The following is a 19151-nucleotide window of genomic DNA, read 5'->3' on the forward strand; positions in this document are numbered from 1 at the left end:
GTCTTTATTGTTGTTCTAATTAAATAGGAACCCCTTCCTAGTGAAATAAGAAGTAATGGTGATATATGTTATCAACCTTGCTCTGTAAACTGAGATTATCATAAAACTTTCAGAAAATAACATCTGGTACTAGTAATAATCACATTTTTTATAGGGGAGGATAAAAAAATGGTGTTTTCATTATTTCCAAAGTTTCATAAAACAGTAGAACCAAAAAGTTATAAGGATAACTTTGATCCTAGCAACAATTTATTGAATAAAAAGATGTTTGACACAATGTTCGAAAGTAGTCCGGATGCTGTATTTACTATTAGTATAAATAGACAGATACAATTTTTTAATCGAACTCTGAGAATTTTATTTAATAGTAAAGAAGAGAAGCTAAGATTTATCTTCAATCAGCAAATATTAAACATTGAAATTGTTAAGGTACATTTAGATCAAGCTTTAAACGGTGAAGCACAATCTTTTCAGTTTGAGTATGTTGATAGAAATAACCAGCCAATCAACCTAGATGTTACAATTGTACCTTTATTCAATAATGATTATGAAGTGATCGCAATCTGTGGTATTGCAAAAGATATTACAAATTATGTTTTATACCACAATGAAATACTTGATGTTAAAAGTAAATTGGAATTAGCTCAAGCAACGGGAAAAATCGGCTCTTGGGACTTAAATATTTTATTAGATGAAATCTATTGGTCTGAACAATTTTTTAAGTTAACTGGGCATGAAAAAAATGATACGTTTCGACCGACTTTAGACGAAGGTTTACATTATGTTCATCCTGAAGATCGCGAAGATTACCGCAAGGTGTTAAAAGACGCCATTAACAAATCCAAAGGTTACGATATTGAGTATCGTCTTCTTAGAAAAGACAATTCCTTCATCTATGTTTATGAACATGTAGAAATGTTTTTTGATGAAGTTGGCAATCCAATACGATTAGTAGGAAACACTCAAGATATTACAGAACGAAAGCTCGCAGAAATGAAATTAGTAGAATCAAATTTAACTATTGAAACAATCTATGAACATCTATCATTAGGTATAATTTCAATCGACATGGTAAATCAAAGTACGATCATGGTATCGGCAGGAATTGAAGAGGTAACAGGTTATCCAATAGAATATTTTTATACACCTCAAGGAATTCAATCCATAGTCAATCCTGAGGATCTTCATAAATATATAGATGCAATGGCTAAACTGACTTACGGAAAAACGATAACCTTAGAATTTAGAATTGTACACAAAAAAGGTAATCAAATTTGGGTCCATGGTAAATTTTTACCGATTTTTAATGATATTGGTGCTGTTATTCGTGTTGATGGAATTTTTACGGATATAACAGAACAAAAACAACACCAAGATGAAATTCACCAATTGGCATATTATGATAAACTAACTGGTTTAGCAAAAACGGAATTATTTAATGAAAAAATCGAATCATTAATTGAACAAAAAAACCCGTTTTCTATTTTATATTTAGAAGTTGAACGTCTAAGAACTATTAATAATACACTAGGTCATGCGATCGTAAATGATCTATTAAAAGAAATAACGACTAGAATTCAATCCAATGTGAATCAACCTTTCTATTTCGCAAGATTAGAAGGAAATGAATTCGGTATTATTCTCTCAGATTATAATCTTTCAAGTTATCCTGAATATTTCGCAGAATCGATCTTAAAAAGTCTCGAAGTCCCGTTTTTCATTGATGGATTTGAAATCTATGCAACAGCTAGCATTGGTATTAGTAATTATTCCGAAAATGGCGAAACATTAGAAGAACTAATAAAAAACGCGGATGCTGCATTACACCGCGCAAAATCTTTAGGCAAAAACAATTATCATATTTTTTCATCCACATTGAACATTTCAACATACAAACAATATGAGTTAGAAAGAGATTTAAGAAAAGCATTAAAAAACAATCAATTAATACTATATTTCCAATCAAGAGTAGATACTAAAACACAAAAAATTGTGAGTGCAGAGGCGCTCATTCGTTGGGAACATCCAATATGGGGGATTGTCTCTCCAGGAGAATTCCTTTCGATCGCAGAAGAAATAGGCTTAATCAATGAAATTGGTGACTGGGTTTTACAAAAAGTGTGTGATTACTTATCAAAATGGAAAAAAGAGGGTATTAAAATTGTGCCTATTTCTATTAACTTCATTGCTCAACGATTCTTACGTAGTGATTGTATTCCAATGATCGTTAATACGCTAAAAGAATACGATATAGATTCGTCGCTAATTGAATTAGAGATAACAGAGTCCTCCATTATCCATCATGAACAAGAAGTGGAACGTATTTTGTTACAGCTAAAAGAACTAGGGATTAAAGTAGCTTTAGATGATTTTGGTACAGGTTATTCCTCATTAGCACATATAAAAGATTTTACGATTAATACGATTAAATTAGATAAATCATTTATTCAACAAATAGCAATTAAACAAGATGTAGAAATCATCATCAAATCTTTAATTTTTATGGCTAAAGGGTTAAATATGAATATTGTGGCAGAAGGAGTAGAAACCCTTGAACAATATGAATTTTTGAAGCAACAAGAATGTACAGAAATTCAAGGATATTTGTTTAGTAAACCAGTTCCAGAGGAGGATTTCAGAAAATTATTGAGTAAAGCAATTCTAAAACCAATTATCCACTCTAAACATTCTGAGATGAAAGAAAAAAGGAATTTTTATCGAATACAGTTAGTAATGCCATTGAAAGCAACAATGACAATTACATCATTTAAGGGGAATGTTGTTAATTTGGGGAAAACAGAGATTACCATTGATAACATTGGTGCTGGTGGTCTAAGGTTCTATTCTACAATTCAGTTACCTGTACGCCCAGATATCGTCTACCAATTTGAAACAGTAATAATGGGGAAAGAAGTACAAGTACAGGGTCATATTGTTTGGAAGGATGAATCTTGTGACGGTGTCTATCAATACGGAATATCCTTTAACATTATTGAAAAAGAACGACAAGATTTATTAAAAGTACTGAATAACTTAACATTAAAACTTAAAAAGAACGTTCTTGTTCATGACACAAATTTTGTACATGATGATCCGATTCAATATATAAAAAAAACACAAGTATCAAAATTGAATCTTAAATGAAAACACTTTTAGTTGTAGTATAAAAATTACCATCAAGAAATAGTTCACTTATACTCCTTACAAATTTGAAAGTATGATATCCTAGTAAAATAGAAGGATTATCTATTTAAGTTGGGGAGTAGTGAGGATGGAAAACGAAAAAATTAATATTTTACTAGTAGATGATCGGCCCGAAAACTTATTAACTTTAGAAGCGATACTTGATCATGATGATTATCATTTAATTAAAGTTCAATCAGGTGAGGACGCACTAAAATATTTATTAAAGCATGATGTTGCTTTAATATTATTAGATGTGCAAATGCCTGGATTGGATGGTTATAGTACAGCCAAAATTATAAAAGCACGAGAAAAAACAAAACATGTTCCGATTCTATTTATTACAGCAAATTACTTAGATTCAGAACATGTTTTTATGGGTTATACTGTTGGTGCAATAGACTATATCCTCAAGCCTTTTGACCCAATTATTTTAGCTTCTAAGGTTGAAAGATTTGTTGAATTATATAAATTGAGAAAACAACTCGAACATCAAACTAACACGTTAATTGAAAAAAATAATGTTATCCAATATTTAGCTAATCATGATAGTTTAACGGAATTACCAAACCGTAGATATTTTTATGAATTATTAATTGCACAAGTAAATGAAGCAAAATTAAAAAATGAAACTTTTAGTGTAATGATATTGGATTTAGATCGATTTAAATATGTAAATGATTCACTTGGACATGTGATTGGCGATAATTTACTAATTGAAGTAGCAAAACGATTATATTCTTCGACGCGAGCTGAAGATTTTATAGCACGTGTTGGTGGTGATGAGTTTTACATCATTTTGCCAAACTCAGATAGAGATCAATCCATTAAACTAGCTGAGAATATTTTAGATTCATTTAAAAATCCATTTTTAATAGATAAATATGAATTTTACATCACTTCATGTATTGGATTAGCAATTTTCCCTTATGATGCCGAAGATTCAAATTCATTAATTCAAAAAGCAGATGCCGCTCTTTACAGGGCAAAAGAGCAGGGGAAAAACAAATATAATGTTTTTCATTCCGGTATGAATATTCAATCTTACCGTTCTTTTCTTTTACAAAATGATTTGCGTAAAGCAATCGATAATAATGAATTTTTCTTAGTCTATCAGCCTAAAGTGAATATTCATTCGGGCCAAGTTAAAAGTGCTGAAGCTTTACTACGATGGAAACACCCTGTTTGGGGATTAATTCCGCCAAATGAATTTATTCCTTTAGCTGAAGAATCAGGGCTCATTTTCGAGATTGATCAATGGGTATTTAAAAATGTTTGTAAACAAATTCAGACTTGGAATAATAATCAGGTTGAATATATAAGAATTGCTGTAAATTTATCAGCAAAACATTTCGTTGAAAAAAACTTCATACAAAATATTATACAAGTAATTGATGAATTTCAGATTGAGACAATGCAACTTGAGTTTGAGATTACTGAAACTGCTTTATTAGCAAATGAAGAATCTATAAAACAGACATTAAAACAAATAAAAGAATTAGGAATTCACATAAGTCTTGATGATTATGGTACAGGGTATTCATCTATTATCTATCTAAGAAACTTCCCATTGGATTCCATTAAAATCGATCAATCCTATATCAATGATTTACCAAACAACATGAATAATAGTGTAGAAATAGTAGAATCTATCATTAATTTAGCGAAAAAACTTAATATCACAGTTATCGCTGAAGGAGTAGAAACGGTCGAGCAACTTGAGATTTTAAATGAACTTCAATGTAAAGAGGTTCAGGGATATATCTATAGTCCACCTATATCTTCTGAAAACTTAGTTGAATATGTACAAAATGATGATTCGAAAATTCTTACTAAAATAAACGATCCAAAACCACTATCAATCGAACAAAAGAATAAAATTAAACCATTTGAAAGTGGAACGAACAGTCATGTACTTCAAAACGCTATAAGCGAACTGAAAGGTACTTACTCACTTTCTAGTCGAGAATTAGATGTTTTGACACTAATTGTTGAAGGTCTTACAAACAAAGAAATCTCCGAACGTCTATTTATTAGTGAACATACTGTAAAAAACCATATTACAAACATACTTCATAAATTCGATGCTACAGATCGTGTACAAGTAATTTCAAGAGTGTATGAAGCATGCATTAATGTAGTATAAACTAAGATAAATTGTAGACTTCATTGGAGTGAAAATATGAAACTTAAAACTAAATTCTTAATATCATTGAGTGTTTTACCTTTATTATTGATTGCAATCATTATATTAGGATTTATCCAACATAATCAGCTTAATCGAATAAGTAATACAGTGAATCATAATGCTGATTTAACTTTAACAGCGCAGCAAATTAGAGCAGATCTAAAAGATGCGAGCATACTTCTTCGAGATTTAGTCATTACAGAAGATCAAGAAAATATTAAACTGTTAACTGAACAATCAAAAGCAGAATTAGCAAATATCTCACAAGGGATTAAAGATTTAGAAACAAAAACATCTAATCTTCAAGAGAACAATTTAATTGAGAGGTTATATTCTATTAATTCCGAATTTGTTCTTTATGCAAACGAGGTATTATCTTACGTTGAGGAAGGTAACAACGAAACTGCAGCTAGAATTATTGAGGAAAACGCAGGAAATACTAGAGCACTTTTTACACAGGCCGTTCGTGAAATAACAAATGAATATGATACACACTTACAAAATACTCTGGTAACGTCTATTGACAGTTTTGAAAAGGGCACTGTTATTTCATTAATAATTTTAGGAACTGGAATTATCCTTATCATTGTTACGACAGGGAGCACGATCATACATGCCGTACAAAGACTAGGTAAGATGTCATCTTTAATGACAAGCATCACTAATGGTGAACAAGACTTAAACACGAAAGTTCCAGTATTAAATAATGACGAAATTGATACTGTTGCCATTTCCTTTAATAAATTATCTGATTCTCTGTCAGAACAAATGGTTAAAGAACAACAGCTTACATGGATGAAAACAAATATAGCTGACATTACAACAAGCTTAAGTGGATCGGGCGAATTAGAATCTTTAGGAAGTACGTTATTATCAAGAGTAGTGCCATTAGTTGAATCGAGCCACGCAGTATTATATGTTCAAGATTTAAATAATAACGGACAAAGCTATAAGTTAATTTCTACATATGGTACTCAAAAAGATAGCAAACAGCTATTTTCAATAATCCATCCCGGTGAAGGGTTAATTGGACAATCAATTGTTGAAAAAAGTCCGATTATCTTAACAGATATACCAAAAGACTATATTAAAATTTCATCTGGTATAGGTGAAACTTCACCAACAAACGTTTATATTTTTCCGATAATTTTCGAAAATGAAGTAAAGGCTGTTTTAGAGCTTGCTTCACTTAAACCATTTACTGAAATTCAAACGAACTTTTTACAAGAGTTGATTCAAAATATCGGAATTGTAATCGAAAGTGTTATGAGCCGAATTCAATTAGCTCAATTACTAGAAGAGTCTCAAACATTAATGGAAGAAATTCAAGCACAATCTGAAGAATTACAAAACCAACAAGAAGAGTTAAAAGCAACAAATGAAGAGTTGGAAGCTCAAACATTAATTCTCCGACAGTCTGAAGAAAAACTTCAAAGACAACAAGAAGAATTAGAAGAAACAAATACAGAATTAGAAGAAAAAGCGAAACGTTTAGAAGAACAAAATATTAAATTCGAAGAGACAAATAGACAAGTAGAAAATGCAAAGGCTGAACTTGAGATAAAAGCAGAACAATTAGCCCTAAGCTCTAAATATAAATCTGAATTCTTAGCGAATATGTCTCATGAATTACGTACTCCTTTAAATAGTCTAATTATTTTATCGAAATTATTAGCTGATAATCCAAATCAAAACCTTACAACGAAACAGATTGAATTCGCTAAGACAATACATTCTTCAGGAAATGATCTATTAAAACTGATTAATAATATTTTAGATTTAGCTAAAATTGAGTCTGGTAAAACTGAAGTGATTCCAACAAACTTGAACATTTCATCCATTGTCGAATCACTTCAATATAGCTTTAGACCATTAGCTGAAAGTAAAAACTTATCATTTGACGTAGTCGTTCAAGCAGGAACACCAAAAACTCTTTTTAGTGATATTGACCGAATTCAACAAATACTTAATAATTTACTATCGAATGCTTACAAGTTCACTAAAAAAGGTGGAGTAAAGCTTGAGATATCATATGATAATGTTCAAAAACAATTTGCTTTCTCAGTAGTTGACACAGGTATTGGAATACCTCTAGAAAAACAACAATTAATCTTTGAGGCATTCCAACAAGCTGACGGTACAACAAGTCGAAAGTTTGGCGGAACAGGATTAGGGTTATCTATTTCAAAAGAACTAGCTACTATCTTAGGTGGAGAAATAGTTGTTGAAAGTGAAGAAGGGAAGGGAAGTCGATTTACTTTCTTCGTAAGTAACTATAACAATGTTCAACAAACTATTAATTCAATACATGAAGTAGCAGCCACAGCGGAAATAAACACAACACCTATAGAAATCGATCAAAAACCAGTCCTTAACACTGTCAAGGACAATAAAGTATCAGTCAATAATCAAATTAAACGGCTATTAATTATTGATGATGATTTAAATCAAAGAAATAGTTTAATGGAATTAATCGGGAATATGGATTTTATCATAAGTGCAGTTCCTTCTGGTCATCAGGCAATTGAATTGTTAAAAGTAAATCATTTTGATTGCATTATTTTAGATTTAGGATTGGGAGATACTAACGGATTCGAATTATTGAAAAGAATCAAGGATATCGATATTCAAAGTGAGTTAAAAGTTATTGTCTACACAGGACGACATTTAATAAGTAAAGAAGAACTTTATATAGGGAAATTTACACATACAATCATTATCAAAAACGAATATTCTCCAGAACGATTAAAAAGTGAACTTGAACTATTTTTAATTGAAAGTAAAAATAAACATAATTCAATCTCACAAAACGACAACTATTCTAGTGACAATTCAAATCTTTCTGGTAAAAAAATCTTATTAGTAGATGATGATGTACGAAATGTATTCTCACTCACTAGCGTATTAGAAATGACTGGATGTGAAGTTCTATTTGCAGAAAATGGTTTAGAGAGCTTAAAAATGTTAGATGAAAACGATGATATCGACCTTGTATTAATGGACATTATGATGCCGGAAATGGATGGTTATGAAGCAATCCAACATATAAGAGAGAAATCACAGTTTAAAGATTTACCAATCATAGCTTTAACAGCAAAAGCCATGAAAGAAGACCGCGAAAAATGTTTAATGATCGGTGCTTCTGATTATATTGCAAAACCAGTAGAGCCAGATCAACTAATTTCTTTAATTAAAGTTTGGGTATATTAGTATTTAAGGAATGAAATATATGGAATTAAACACTATTGATAAGCATGAATCCTTTGATGAATTAGAAAAACTGGAAATAAAATTGTTAGTGAACGGTCTTTATGAATGGTGTGGCTATGATTTTCGTGATTATGCATTTCCATCGCTTCGAAGACGTATTTTGCACCGTCTACAAGCAGAAAAACTTTCAACAATTACCCAATTATTGAACAAGGCACTGCATGAAGCTGACTGTTTAAACCGGTTACTTGATGATCTATCAATTAATGTGACAGAGATGTTTCGAGATCCGTTGTTTTGGAAAGAATTCCGAGAGAAAATCGTACCATACTTACGTACTTACCCTTCTATACGTATTTGGCTTGCAGGGTGTGCTTCTGGTGAGGAAGTCTATTCAATGGCCATACTTTTAGAAGAAGAAGGACTTTATGAGAAAACAAAAATTTACGCTACAGATTTTAATCAAGAAGTATTAAAAGTAGCTAAGAACGGTTATTACCCTTTAGAAAAAATGAAAAAGTATACACAAAACTACTTACAATCTGGTGGGGAAAATGAGTTCTCCCATTATTACAAAGTTACTAATTCTGGGGTTAAATTTGATTCTACATTAATGAGAAATGTCATTTTTGCTCAACATAATTTAGCAACAGACCGATCATTTAATGAGTTTCAAGTGATTTTATGTCGTAATGTGATGATTTACTTTAACAAGACACTACAACAAAAAGTTCATGGATTGTTTTTTGAAAGCTTAAATTCGTTCGGTTTTCTTGGACTAGGAGATAAAGAAACTATTAGTTTTACAGAGTATGAAGATCACTACGATATAATTAGTGCAAAACAAAAAATATACCAAAAAAATAAATAGATATAATTTTTAAACACCACCTAATTTTAGGTGGTGTTTTTTACGTGATTTTTGTTAGTAGTACCTATTGTTTACTTGAATAGATAACATTTCAAATGTCAATTATATAGTTAACAGTGGAAACGGGGAGTTGTCATGTTTAACAAAAAGAAGAAAAATAATAAAGAACAAATAACAAATGAACAGACTGAAATGCAAGAGCCAACTAAGCACTATTCTAAAAATGAATTAAAACAAACTTTAGAAATATTATCAAAAGAAGAATTCATTAATTTAATTAAAGAGAAAATTAATAGTCCATCTGATTTTATTATAAAGAATGTAACTGATGAAATTACAATCGTTTATATAGATAATCTAATAGAAGTTAAATCATTAACTGATCTAACTATTCCAACGTTACAAAATATTTCAGACCCAACACCTCAAACAATTAAAGAAAAATTACCACTTGCTCAAATTGATATTTCGAATAAATTAGACATTTTGATTTATGAATTACTTGAGGGTGCTGCGTTAATCCATACTAAAGAAAATGCAGAAATTATCATTGCCAAAATCTCTTCCTATCAATCAAGAGGTTTATCTGCACCTGAAAATGAATCTCAAGTTATAGGTTCGCAAGTAGGATTTAATGAAAGTTTAGCGACAAACATTTCACTTATTCGACGTTTTGTTACGAGCCCTAATTTATGTAACGAAAAGTTTGAAGTCGGAGAAGATACAATCACTTCTATTTCACTCATATACATAAAGGGTGTTGCTTCTGAAGAACAAGTGAATACAATTCGACAAAGAATTGAGAGTTTAGACGTATCTGGATTAATTGACAGCGCTATATTAGCTGAATTAATAGATGATAGTTCAAAAACAGTTTTTCCGCAAATGTTGCTAACTGAAAGACCTGATCGATTTTGCGACGGATTATTATCTGGGAAAATTGGCATTATGATGAATGGTAGTTCAATGGGAATCGTGACACCCGTTGCATTTATAGAGTTTTTCCATAGTAAAGAAGATCAAAATTTACGTTGGCAAATTGGCACGATGTTAAGGTTATTAAGACTCTTTGCGATGATTTTCTCTATTTTTTTAACACCTATTTATGTAGCTGCTTTAACATATCACTATGAAATAATTTCACAAACACTTATAGTTCCTTTAAGTGAAAGTAGAGCAATTGTACCATTTCCACCTATATTAGAGGCTCTATTGCTGGAACTTATTATCGAATTACTAAGAGAAGCAGGTTCACGTTTACCTACAAAAGTTGGACAAACTGTCGGGATTGTTGGAGGTATCGTAATCGGTACAGCTGCAGTTGAAGCTGGGATCACAAGTAATATTTTAATAATCTTTGTTGCATTAAGTGCTCTAGCTTCATTTACTACTCCTAATTATGTAATGGCTAACATCATACGTTTCTTAAGATTTCCAATTATTATTTTAGCAGGAATTTGGGGATTTTTAGGCATCATGCTTGCTGTATGCTTTTTACTAATTCACCTATTAAGATTAACTAGTTTAGGAGCTCCTTATCTTGCCCCTTTATATCCAACAAGACTAAAGGATTTACCTAACAGCTTAATCAGACTCCCTTTGTCTATTATAAGTCGACAAGCTGTTAACACAAGAAAAGGCGATGAGGAATCTACAAAACAAAAGGACAGTAAGAAGGTGAGTGAATGAAACAAGCTACACAATCCAAACAGTACGAAAAGATTAATGCGTTTTTAATATTTTTTGTAATTGTTAGCTGTCAAATCGGAGTAGGTATTCATGGTTTTCAACGAGTAATTTATGAAGAAGCAAAACAAGATGCTTGGATATCAGTTGTATTGAGTTTCATTCTTGCGCATATTGTTGTTTTTATTATGTTTAAAACATTAGAGAAGTTTGACGGCCTTGATATTTATGGAATACAGAAGGAAGTTTTCGGTAAAATTCTTGGTAAATTTTTAAACCTATTATATGTAATTTATTGTACTTTTGCATTTTTTGCAGTTTTAAAAAACTATATCGAAGTAGTAAATACATGGGTATTTCCATATGTAAATGCTCGTTTTATAGCGATTGCTATACTGCTCATTGTAATATACGCTGTTACCGGAGGATTAAGAGTTATTGTTGGAATCAGTTTTTTTAGTTTCTTTTTCTTATTATGGATTCCACCTGTATTAATTTTTCCCTTATATTACTCAAACCCTAATTTTCTTTTGCCGATCATGGAGGATTGGGCTGGAATTTTAAGAGGGGTATATTTAATGAGTTTTACAATTGTTGGATTTGAAATTTTGAATATAATATATCCATATATAAAAGAAAAAGAAAGAAAAAATGCCAATAAATACGCTCAGATTGGATTATTAGCTACCTTTTTTTTATACATCACAATTATGTTAATTACAATAATGTACTTTAGTGGTCCTCAATTAGAAAGAGTTATTTGGGCAACATTAACGATATTTAATATAATTGAATTTCCCTTTGTTGAGAGAATTGAAATTATTACGATATGTTTATGGCTGCTGATTGTTTTACCGAATCTCTGCTTATATTTATGGGCTGCATATCGTGGAGTGTCTTCCATATTCAAAATAGAGCTTAAAAAATTTATTTGGATATTCGCAAGTATCATCTTTATTTTTACTTTTATTATAAGGTCAAGAACTGAAATCAACACTATGAATAATTACTTTGGACAAATTTCATTTTATGTTGTATTTGTCTATCCATTTTTGTTATATTTATTTGCTTCCATAAAAAAAAGACGAAGAAAAGGGACAGGTGACTCATCATGATCAAACGACAAGTCCTTTTATATTATTTATGTATATCCCTCTTGCTCTTCGGTTGTGCTGATCCTAAAATTCTTGAAAGAGTTAGTCTAGCTATTCTAGTCGGTTATGATGTTGAAGAAGAAGATAAAGTAACAGCAACAGTTGCGCTTAGAACCGTCAATCAGGAATTACAAAGTGTTGTAAGTATTGCATCACAAACAGAGAAAACTAGTAAAGGAACCCGAATTAAAGCAAGTCTTGATAGTACAAAACAAATAGTGGCTGGACAGCTCCGTGTAATACTGTTAGGAAAAAAACTTGCTGAATCGGGAATAAATGAGGCTCTTCATACAACAAAGATGAATTCAGAAATGAGCAGTGGACTTTACTTTGCTATAGTAGATGGAGAGACAAAACCATTAATAGAAAAAAAATACGAAAACATCTCAGACATTGGTCAACATATTTTTTATTTGTTGGATCATAATATCGAAGAACAAACAATCCTATCCTCTACTTTACACGAAACTGTCCGTGATAGTTATTCACCCTACATTGATATGGCATTACCATTACTCGTTCAAGATGAGGATGATGTTCATATAAGTGGTCTTGCGATTTTTAATGGTGATAAAATGGTCGGAAAACTAGTTGGAAGTGACCCATTTTACGTCGTATTAGTACGAGAAAAATATAATGCAGGGTCCATTCAACTATCAATACCAGGTGAACCGTTTAAAAATTTATCCGATGAAATACCAGATGAAATAGCGATGGCTATTGATTCAATTTTTTCAAAAAGAAAGATCGAATTACTAAATAAAGATACTCCTGAATTTGAAATAGATGTAAAAGTCGAAGGACGTATACTTGAAATTCCTCCAAGTATTACTACAGAAGATCCTGAAGTAATAAAAAAATTAGAAACAGAAGTGGAAAAAAAATTTGAGAGAGAAATATCCCGTATTATTAAGAAAACTCAAGAGTTAAATTCGGATGTGTTTGGCTTTGGAGAAGTTTATAAAGCGCACGTTGGTACTAAAAACGTTGATAAAAAGAAGTGGAAAGAACTATATCCTACAATCAAAGTTAATGCAAATGTAACAGTTAAATTGTTACGTAATGGCGTCTTTGACTAATTATTACTCCAATTATATTTCAGAACAATATTAGATATACGATTTCCTTTACCAGAATGGTTCATTCGTGAATCATTCTTTTTTTGTACATTTATATCCACACATAAATTTCCTAATTCAAAGAAGACTAAGCGTATATTAGTTTTTAAGATTGAGGTAATACGATGAATAAATACTTCTTAAAACATAGCTTAATCACTATCTTTATTATCATCAGTGTATTTAATGTTAACACTGTGGATGCGAATAATGATACTAAAGATAATGTCAATGCCACACATATCATTGATCCTAAAACAGATGAAGTTGTAACTACAATCATTCCGCAGGCATATCATCTTGAACTTGATTTTTTATATTTTAGAAAACAAATTCAATGGATTGTTCAAAATATAGCAAATGGTTCTTATACAAAGAGTGGATATAATCAGAAAATGATACTAGATCGTCTTGATCCAATTACTAAGAAAATCATAAAGGGTAGGCCAAGTGTGGAATTAAATCAAGAAGAACTAATTGAGAAAATATTAGAACATTCAATGACCGGTGGTAGAGTATATGTACCGCTTAAAGTAACGGAAAGTGGATACGATGAGGAAGAAGCATCTTCTTTAAACGAAGTATTATTAGCATCATATACTACCCGTTTTAACCCAACTCGAATTGGCAGAAGTAAAAATATCGAACTTTCAGCTGCATCAATCAATAATGTCATTGTTGGAAGTGGGGACATTTTTTCTTTTAATGATACAGTAGGTCCCCGTGATGTCGCTTCAGGTTATCAAGAAGCACCCGAGTATTTACAAGGCAAGCTTGTAATTGGCATTGGCGGTGGTATTTGTCAAACTTCTTCCACCCTCTTTAATGCAGTCGACCATCTTGGCATGGAAATAATAGAAAGACACCGGCATACAGGTGATGTTGGATATGTACCAAAAGGTAGAGATGCAACAGTATCCTTCGGTGGGTTAGATTTTATTTTCCAAAATACAATAGGTATACCCGTAATAATTAAATCTTATTATGGTAACGGCGTTATTACTGTACAAATTAAAACATCAAAAGAGAATAAATTCATTTTGAATAATCTTGAAGATGATTAAAATTCACTCCACTTTCAACATTTCAGCACCCTTGTGGTAATATATGGGTAAACAATGCCATTGGAGGTTCTTTATGAATCAACAGGATCAGATTAAACAATTAGCGGAATGGATATCAAATTCAAGTAGTACAATTGTCTTAACAGGTGCTGGCATGTCAACGGAAAGTGGAATACCTGATTTTAGGTCTCGATCAGGGTGGTGGAACAAAATAGATCCGCGCACTGTAGCGACCGTAGATGCATTAGAAAATTATTATGATCTATTTCACGAATTCTACAGTTATCGAATAAAGTCTTTAGAGAAATATTCACCTCATGAGGGACATGAAATTCTTGCCGGGTGGGAGAGTAAAGGCTTATTAGATTGTGTCGCAACTCAAAACGTCGACGGTTTTCACCAAATTGCTGGAAATAAGAAGGTTTATGAATTACACGGAACTATTACAACAGTAAGATGTCATTCATGCAATCGCCCATCACAGCTAAACGATTTTTTAAATAAAGAAAATTGTAAACATTGTAAAGGGAAACTTCGACCAAATGTCGTCTTATTTGGTGAAAACTTGCCTGAAAAAAGCTGGATGTCTTCTTTGAACCATATACGAAATGCTGATTTAACAATTGTTATTGGTACAAGCTTAGAAGTATATCCAGTAAATCAGTTACCTACAATGACTTCCGGTAAAAAAGTTTTTATTAATTTAGATATTTCTGGTCCTACAAAATTTGATTTAACCATCAAGGGAAAAGCAAAAGAAACATTACAATTAGTTCATTCTGTATTAAATCAGTAATCATAATTTGATTGCTGATTTTTTATATCTATAGCTATTAAAGATACTATGCTATAATATTTTTCGAATTCTACAAATTAATAGTAAATTTTATAGGGGGGATATAAAATGGGGGGGAAATCACAAGGATCTAAGTCGAAGCGGAGTATCCGCACTCGTTTCATGGCCTGGTTTCTAATCGTAGCCATTCTACCATTACTTATCGTATCTTTCGTTATTCAAAAGATTAATAGCAACATTATCATTGAAAAAGAACAGCAATCGATGGAAAGTTTAGTAGAATCAAAGGCACAATCTGTCGATCAATGGTTTATTGCACAAATGTCAGAAATGGAAATAGCTTCAAAAAGTGACATTATGAAATCAATGGACGTCGAACGGATCATTCCATATTTACAAATGTTAGAAGTACGTTCTGATGTTTTCGAAACAATGTTTGCTATTGATAGGAATGGGATTGTTGTAGCACATTCAAAGCCTGAAAGTATAGGGTCGGATTACAGCGACAGAACATATGTTCCAACTGCACTTGATGGAGTTTCAAATTATTCTGATGTTTTAGTTTCTAAAGCAACAGGAAATCGAATTGTAGTTGCCGCAACTCCGATTGAAGATGAAAATGGAAAAATCATTGGTGTACTTGCAGGCTCAGCGAATTTTGAAATTTTAGTAGATTCTTTATTAACAGACGATAGTGAAAGTGCCATTCAATTGTCTTTAGTAGATGGACAAGGAATAATTCAAGTATCTCCGGATGAACAACTCGTTGGTATGAATGTAAATGAATCGCAAGCTACAGAACAATTTAAAACAATTTTAAGTAATAGTGTTTCTCAAAGCGGGATATATAACGTGAGTCATAATAATGAGAAGTATTTATTGGCTTCAACGCCAATTACTACTGTTGGATTTGGATTAAACATCCAAGTTCCTGAAAGTGTTATTCTTTCAGAAACAAATTCTATTCAATTTACTACATACATTATTATCGCAATAACGGCAGTACTTATTATTTTCATATCGTTATTAATTGTACAAAGTATTACAAAACCCATTCTTTCTGTCGCATATCGGATGAATATGATAGCTAACGGAGATCTATCTATAAGACCATTAGCAGTAAAATCGAAAGATGAACTAGGTCAGTTAGCATCTAACTTTAATGTTATGATCGAAAATATAAAGCATCTCGTTACTGAAATTCGAACAGCTTCAGAACATGTTGCAAGCGCTTCTGAAGAACTAACAGCGAGTTCAGAAGAAACTGCTCAATCAGCAGAACAAATAGCGGCTTCTATTCAAACAATTGCTTCTAGCTCGGAGTCACAAGCAATGATTACGGAGGATACGAAAGAAGTAGTTACAAATATATCGCAAGGCATCTCTAAAATCTCAAAAAATATTGAAGAGACGAATACAATTACTGAAAATGCAGTACTTGCTGCTAAAACAGGTTCCGATGTTATTGATACATCTATTCATCAAATGAAATTAGCCGATGAAAAAACAACTATTGCTTCACAAACAATTAATGATCTTGGGAAAAAATCAAACGAAATTGGAAATATTATTTCAGTTATTACAAACATTGCAGATCAGACTAACTTACTTGCATTAAACGCTGCGATTGAAGCAGCTCGTGCTGGAGAATACGGAAAAGGTTTTGCAGTTGTTGCAGAAGAAGTTAGGAAGCTTGCTGAACAATCTAGCAAAGCATCTAGCCAAATTAGCGAATTAATCAAACAAATACAATTAGAAATTACAGCTTCTATTAATGCTATTAACGAAGGAAGCTATGCTGTAAATGACGGAAAATCATTAGTTGAACGAGCTGGTTTAGAATTTGAAAAAATTGCAAATTCAATTAGCAATGTTTCAATTCAAATGCAAAGTATATTTGAAGAAAGTACAAAAATTGATGAACATTCAACTAAAATGGTTAATGATATGCTTCATTTAACTTCTATCACAAATGAAGCAAAACTAAATACACACGAAATCGCATACGCATCTGCTGAACAAAATGGTACGATGGAAGAGATTGCAGCTTCTGCTAATACGCTTGCAGTAATGGCAGATGAACTAAAACAAGCTGCACAGGCATTCAAACTTTAAAAAACTAGTAGAAATAAGGGCATTCTTGAGACAAGTTTTCATGAATGTTCTTATTTTTTATTAATGTATAAATCTATTAATCATTTAATGATTAGAGTATTTTCATTTATAATAGATTTGAGTTAATAATTCATTTAAAGGGGTTAAGGTATGAAAGAACTTTGGTATGGTGGGAAGATTTACACAATGGAAAGAGAAAATGAATTAGTAGAGTCAGTACTAGTTTTAGATGGGAAAATAATTGCAACAGGAAATTTAAATGATTTAGAGAGTCAAGCAGACAAAAAAATAAATTTACACGGTGCTACTATGTATCCTGGATTTGTAGATAGTCATCTCCACATAATATGGCATGGGGAAAAACTCATTCGTTTAGACTTATCAAAAACTACTTCTTGTGAGGAAATGCTTGAAATGATTACTGAGGCTGCAAAACAAACACCTAGCGATCAGTGGCTTTTCGGAGAAGGATGGAATGAAAACAACTTTCCCGATCGTCGAATACCGACCATACAAGAACTTGATACTATTCGTAAAGAACCAATTATTTTAAATCGAATATGTCTTCATCAATCATTAGTGAACAGTAGTGCACTTGAAGCTGCTGGTATTACGGAACAAACTGAAAGTCCCTTTGGTGGTGAAATTGGTAAAGACCAAGACGGAAACCTTAACGGGAGACTATTTGAAAAAGCGAAGGAACTTGTTGATGCTTCTATACCAAAAGAGGGGGAAGCATATATTGATTACTTGGAAAACGCAATGGAACTAGCAATAAAGGATATGCACTCCAAAGGGTTAACGGGAGGGCATTCTGATGATATGAGTTATTTCGGCCATTATACAAATCCTCTTACTGCATATCGCCGTGTTATTGGAAGTAAACGTCACTTCCGCGCACATTTACTACGCCATGTAAAGTCATTCGAAGAAATGATGACTGATGGTGTTCAATTCGATGAACCATATATCGAACCTGGAGCGTTGAAAATGTTTGCTGATGGAGCATTAGGTGGCTCTACAGCAGCATTATCGAAACCATATACAGATAACCCAACGAATAAAGGTATGTTTATACATACTGATGTTCGATTAGAGGAATATGTCCAACTTGCGCGGAAATATAATTCTGCAGTTGCTATACATGCAATTGGTGATGCCGCCGCAGAACAAATGATCCAAGCAATAGAAAAATATCCTGCACCTGAAGGAAAACGAGATCGACTCATCCATGCATGTGTACTTAGAGAAGATTTAGTTGAACGTTTAAAGAGACTTCCAATTATAATAGATATTCAACCAGCCTTTGTACCATCTGATTTTCCATGGGTAACCGAACGTTTAGGGGAAGAACGGTTGGAATGGGCATATGCTTGGCGAAAACTAATTGATCATGGATTAATTTGTGCCAATGGAACAGATACACCCATTGAGGATGTAGATCCAATAAAAACCATTTATGCTGCGGTTGAACGTAAAAAAGCGAATGATGAACATAATGGCTATTTACCTGAAGAAAAACTAACTCGATTTGAAGCAATCCAACTTTATACTTTAGGTAGTGCCAAAGCAATTTGTAAAGAGCATGAAAGAGGTCTCATTAAACCGGGTTATGACGCTGATTTTTCAATCTTTGACCTAGACCTATTTGAAGGCTCACCTGAAGATATGTTACATGTAAAAGCAGTTAAAACAGTCGTAGGTGGAAAAATTGTATATAGTATCGATTAAATAAAACTAACCCGAGAAAAACAAACTTTTCTCGG

11 protein-coding genes are annotated in these 19151 nt (G+C 32.1%); all 11 read left to right on the forward strand.

The features are described 5' to 3' along the window. Positions 1-168 precede the first annotated feature (168 nt). The 11 genes from CRO45_RS06230 to CRO45_RS06280 all read left to right on the forward strand — a co-directional run bounded on the left by CRO45_RS06230 (position 169) and on the right by CRO45_RS06280 (position 19116). Positions 169-3144: an EAL domain-containing protein gene (locus tag CRO45_RS06230; protein WP_097148791.1), complete on the forward strand. Its 2976-nt coding sequence runs from the start codon at positions 169-171 to the stop codon at positions 3142-3144. 127 nt (positions 3145-3271) lie between these two features. Then, positions 3272-5329, forward strand: coding sequence for an EAL domain-containing protein (locus CRO45_RS06235; RefSeq protein WP_097148792.1), 2058 nt, complete (start codon positions 3272-3274; stop codon positions 5327-5329). A gap of 36 nt (positions 5330-5365) precedes the next feature. Further along, positions 5366-8581 carry a response regulator gene (locus tag CRO45_RS06240; protein WP_097148793.1) on the forward strand — a complete coding sequence of 1072 codons (3216 nt, stop codon included), beginning with the start codon at positions 5366-5368 and terminating at the stop codon, positions 8579-8581. Positions 8582-8591: 10 nt separating this feature from the next. Next, positions 8592-9452 (forward strand): CheR family methyltransferase, encoded by an 861-nt coding sequence (locus CRO45_RS06245; protein WP_408057112.1) that lies wholly within the window; start codon positions 8592-8594, stop codon positions 9450-9452. Between the two features lie 135 nt (positions 9453-9587). Beyond that, a complete protein-coding gene (locus CRO45_RS06250) occupies positions 9588-11141 on the forward strand; it encodes a spore germination protein (protein ID WP_235864533.1) in 1554 nt (517 codons plus the stop codon). Next, the gene (locus CRO45_RS06255) at positions 11138-12253 is read left to right on the forward strand and encodes a GerAB/ArcD/ProY family transporter (RefSeq protein ID WP_097148795.1); all 1116 of its coding nucleotides are present in this window, start codon (positions 11138-11140) and stop codon (positions 12251-12253) included. The genes CRO45_RS06250 and CRO45_RS06255 overlap by 4 nt, the downstream gene beginning before the upstream one ends. After that, positions 12250-13371 (forward strand): Ger(x)C family spore germination protein, encoded by a 1122-nt coding sequence (locus tag CRO45_RS06260; protein WP_097148796.1) that lies wholly within the window; start codon positions 12250-12252, stop codon positions 13369-13371. The genes CRO45_RS06255 and CRO45_RS06260 overlap by 4 nt, the downstream gene beginning before the upstream one ends. 164 nt (positions 13372-13535) lie before the next feature. Next, positions 13536-14474, forward strand: coding sequence for a VanW family protein (locus CRO45_RS06265; protein WP_097148797.1), 939 nt, complete (start codon positions 13536-13538; stop codon positions 14472-14474). A gap of 73 nt (positions 14475-14547) precedes the next feature. After that, positions 14548-15270, forward strand: coding sequence for an SIR2 family NAD-dependent protein deacylase (locus tag CRO45_RS06270; protein WP_097148798.1), 723 nt, complete (start codon positions 14548-14550; stop codon positions 15268-15270). A 108-nt stretch (positions 15271-15378) separates the two neighbouring features. Next, positions 15379-17385 carry a methyl-accepting chemotaxis protein gene (locus tag CRO45_RS06275; protein WP_097148799.1) on the forward strand — a complete coding sequence of 669 codons (2007 nt, stop codon included), beginning with the start codon at positions 15379-15381 and terminating at the stop codon, positions 17383-17385. Between the two features lie 150 nt (positions 17386-17535). Further along, positions 17536-19116 carry an amidohydrolase gene (locus CRO45_RS06280; protein ID WP_097148800.1) on the forward strand — a complete coding sequence of 527 codons (1581 nt, stop codon included), beginning with the start codon at positions 17536-17538 and terminating at the stop codon, positions 19114-19116. Positions 19117-19151: the final 35 nt, after the last annotated feature.

It is taken from the genome of Ureibacillus acetophenoni (assembly GCF_900220965.1).
Taxonomy (GTDB): domain Bacteria; phylum Bacillota; class Bacilli; order Bacillales_A; family Planococcaceae; genus Ureibacillus; species Ureibacillus acetophenoni.

Excerpts from the sequence above, each read along its gene's own strand:
- CRO45_RS06230 (WP_097148791.1), top strand. The coding sequence starts at position 169 with ATGGTGTTTTCATTATTTCCAAAGTTTCATAAAACAGTAGAACCAAAA.
- CRO45_RS06235 (WP_097148792.1), top strand. The coding sequence starts at position 3,272 with ATGGAAAACGAAAAAATTAATATTTTACTAGTAGATGATCGGCCCGAA.
- CRO45_RS06240 (WP_097148793.1), top strand. The coding sequence starts at position 5,366 with ATGAAACTTAAAACTAAATTCTTAATATCATTGAGTGTTTTACCTTTA.
- CRO45_RS06245 (WP_408057112.1), top strand. The coding sequence starts at position 8,592 with ATGAAATATATGGAATTAAACACTATTGATAAGCATGAATCCTTTGAT.
- CRO45_RS06250 (WP_235864533.1), top strand. The coding sequence starts at position 9,588 with ATGTTTAACAAAAAGAAGAAAAATAATAAAGAACAAATAACAAATGAA.
- CRO45_RS06255 (WP_097148795.1), top strand. The coding sequence starts at position 11,138 with ATGAAACAAGCTACACAATCCAAACAGTACGAAAAGATTAATGCGTTT.
- CRO45_RS06260 (WP_097148796.1), top strand. The coding sequence starts at position 12,250 with ATGATCAAACGACAAGTCCTTTTATATTATTTATGTATATCCCTCTTG.
- CRO45_RS06265 (WP_097148797.1), top strand. The coding sequence starts at position 13,536 with ATGAATAAATACTTCTTAAAACATAGCTTAATCACTATCTTTATTATC.
- CRO45_RS06270 (WP_097148798.1), top strand. The coding sequence starts at position 14,548 with ATGAATCAACAGGATCAGATTAAACAATTAGCGGAATGGATATCAAAT.
- CRO45_RS06275 (WP_097148799.1), top strand. The coding sequence starts at position 15,379 with ATGGGGGGGAAATCACAAGGATCTAAGTCGAAGCGGAGTATCCGCACT.
- CRO45_RS06280 (WP_097148800.1), top strand. The coding sequence starts at position 17,536 with ATGAAAGAACTTTGGTATGGTGGGAAGATTTACACAATGGAAAGAGAA.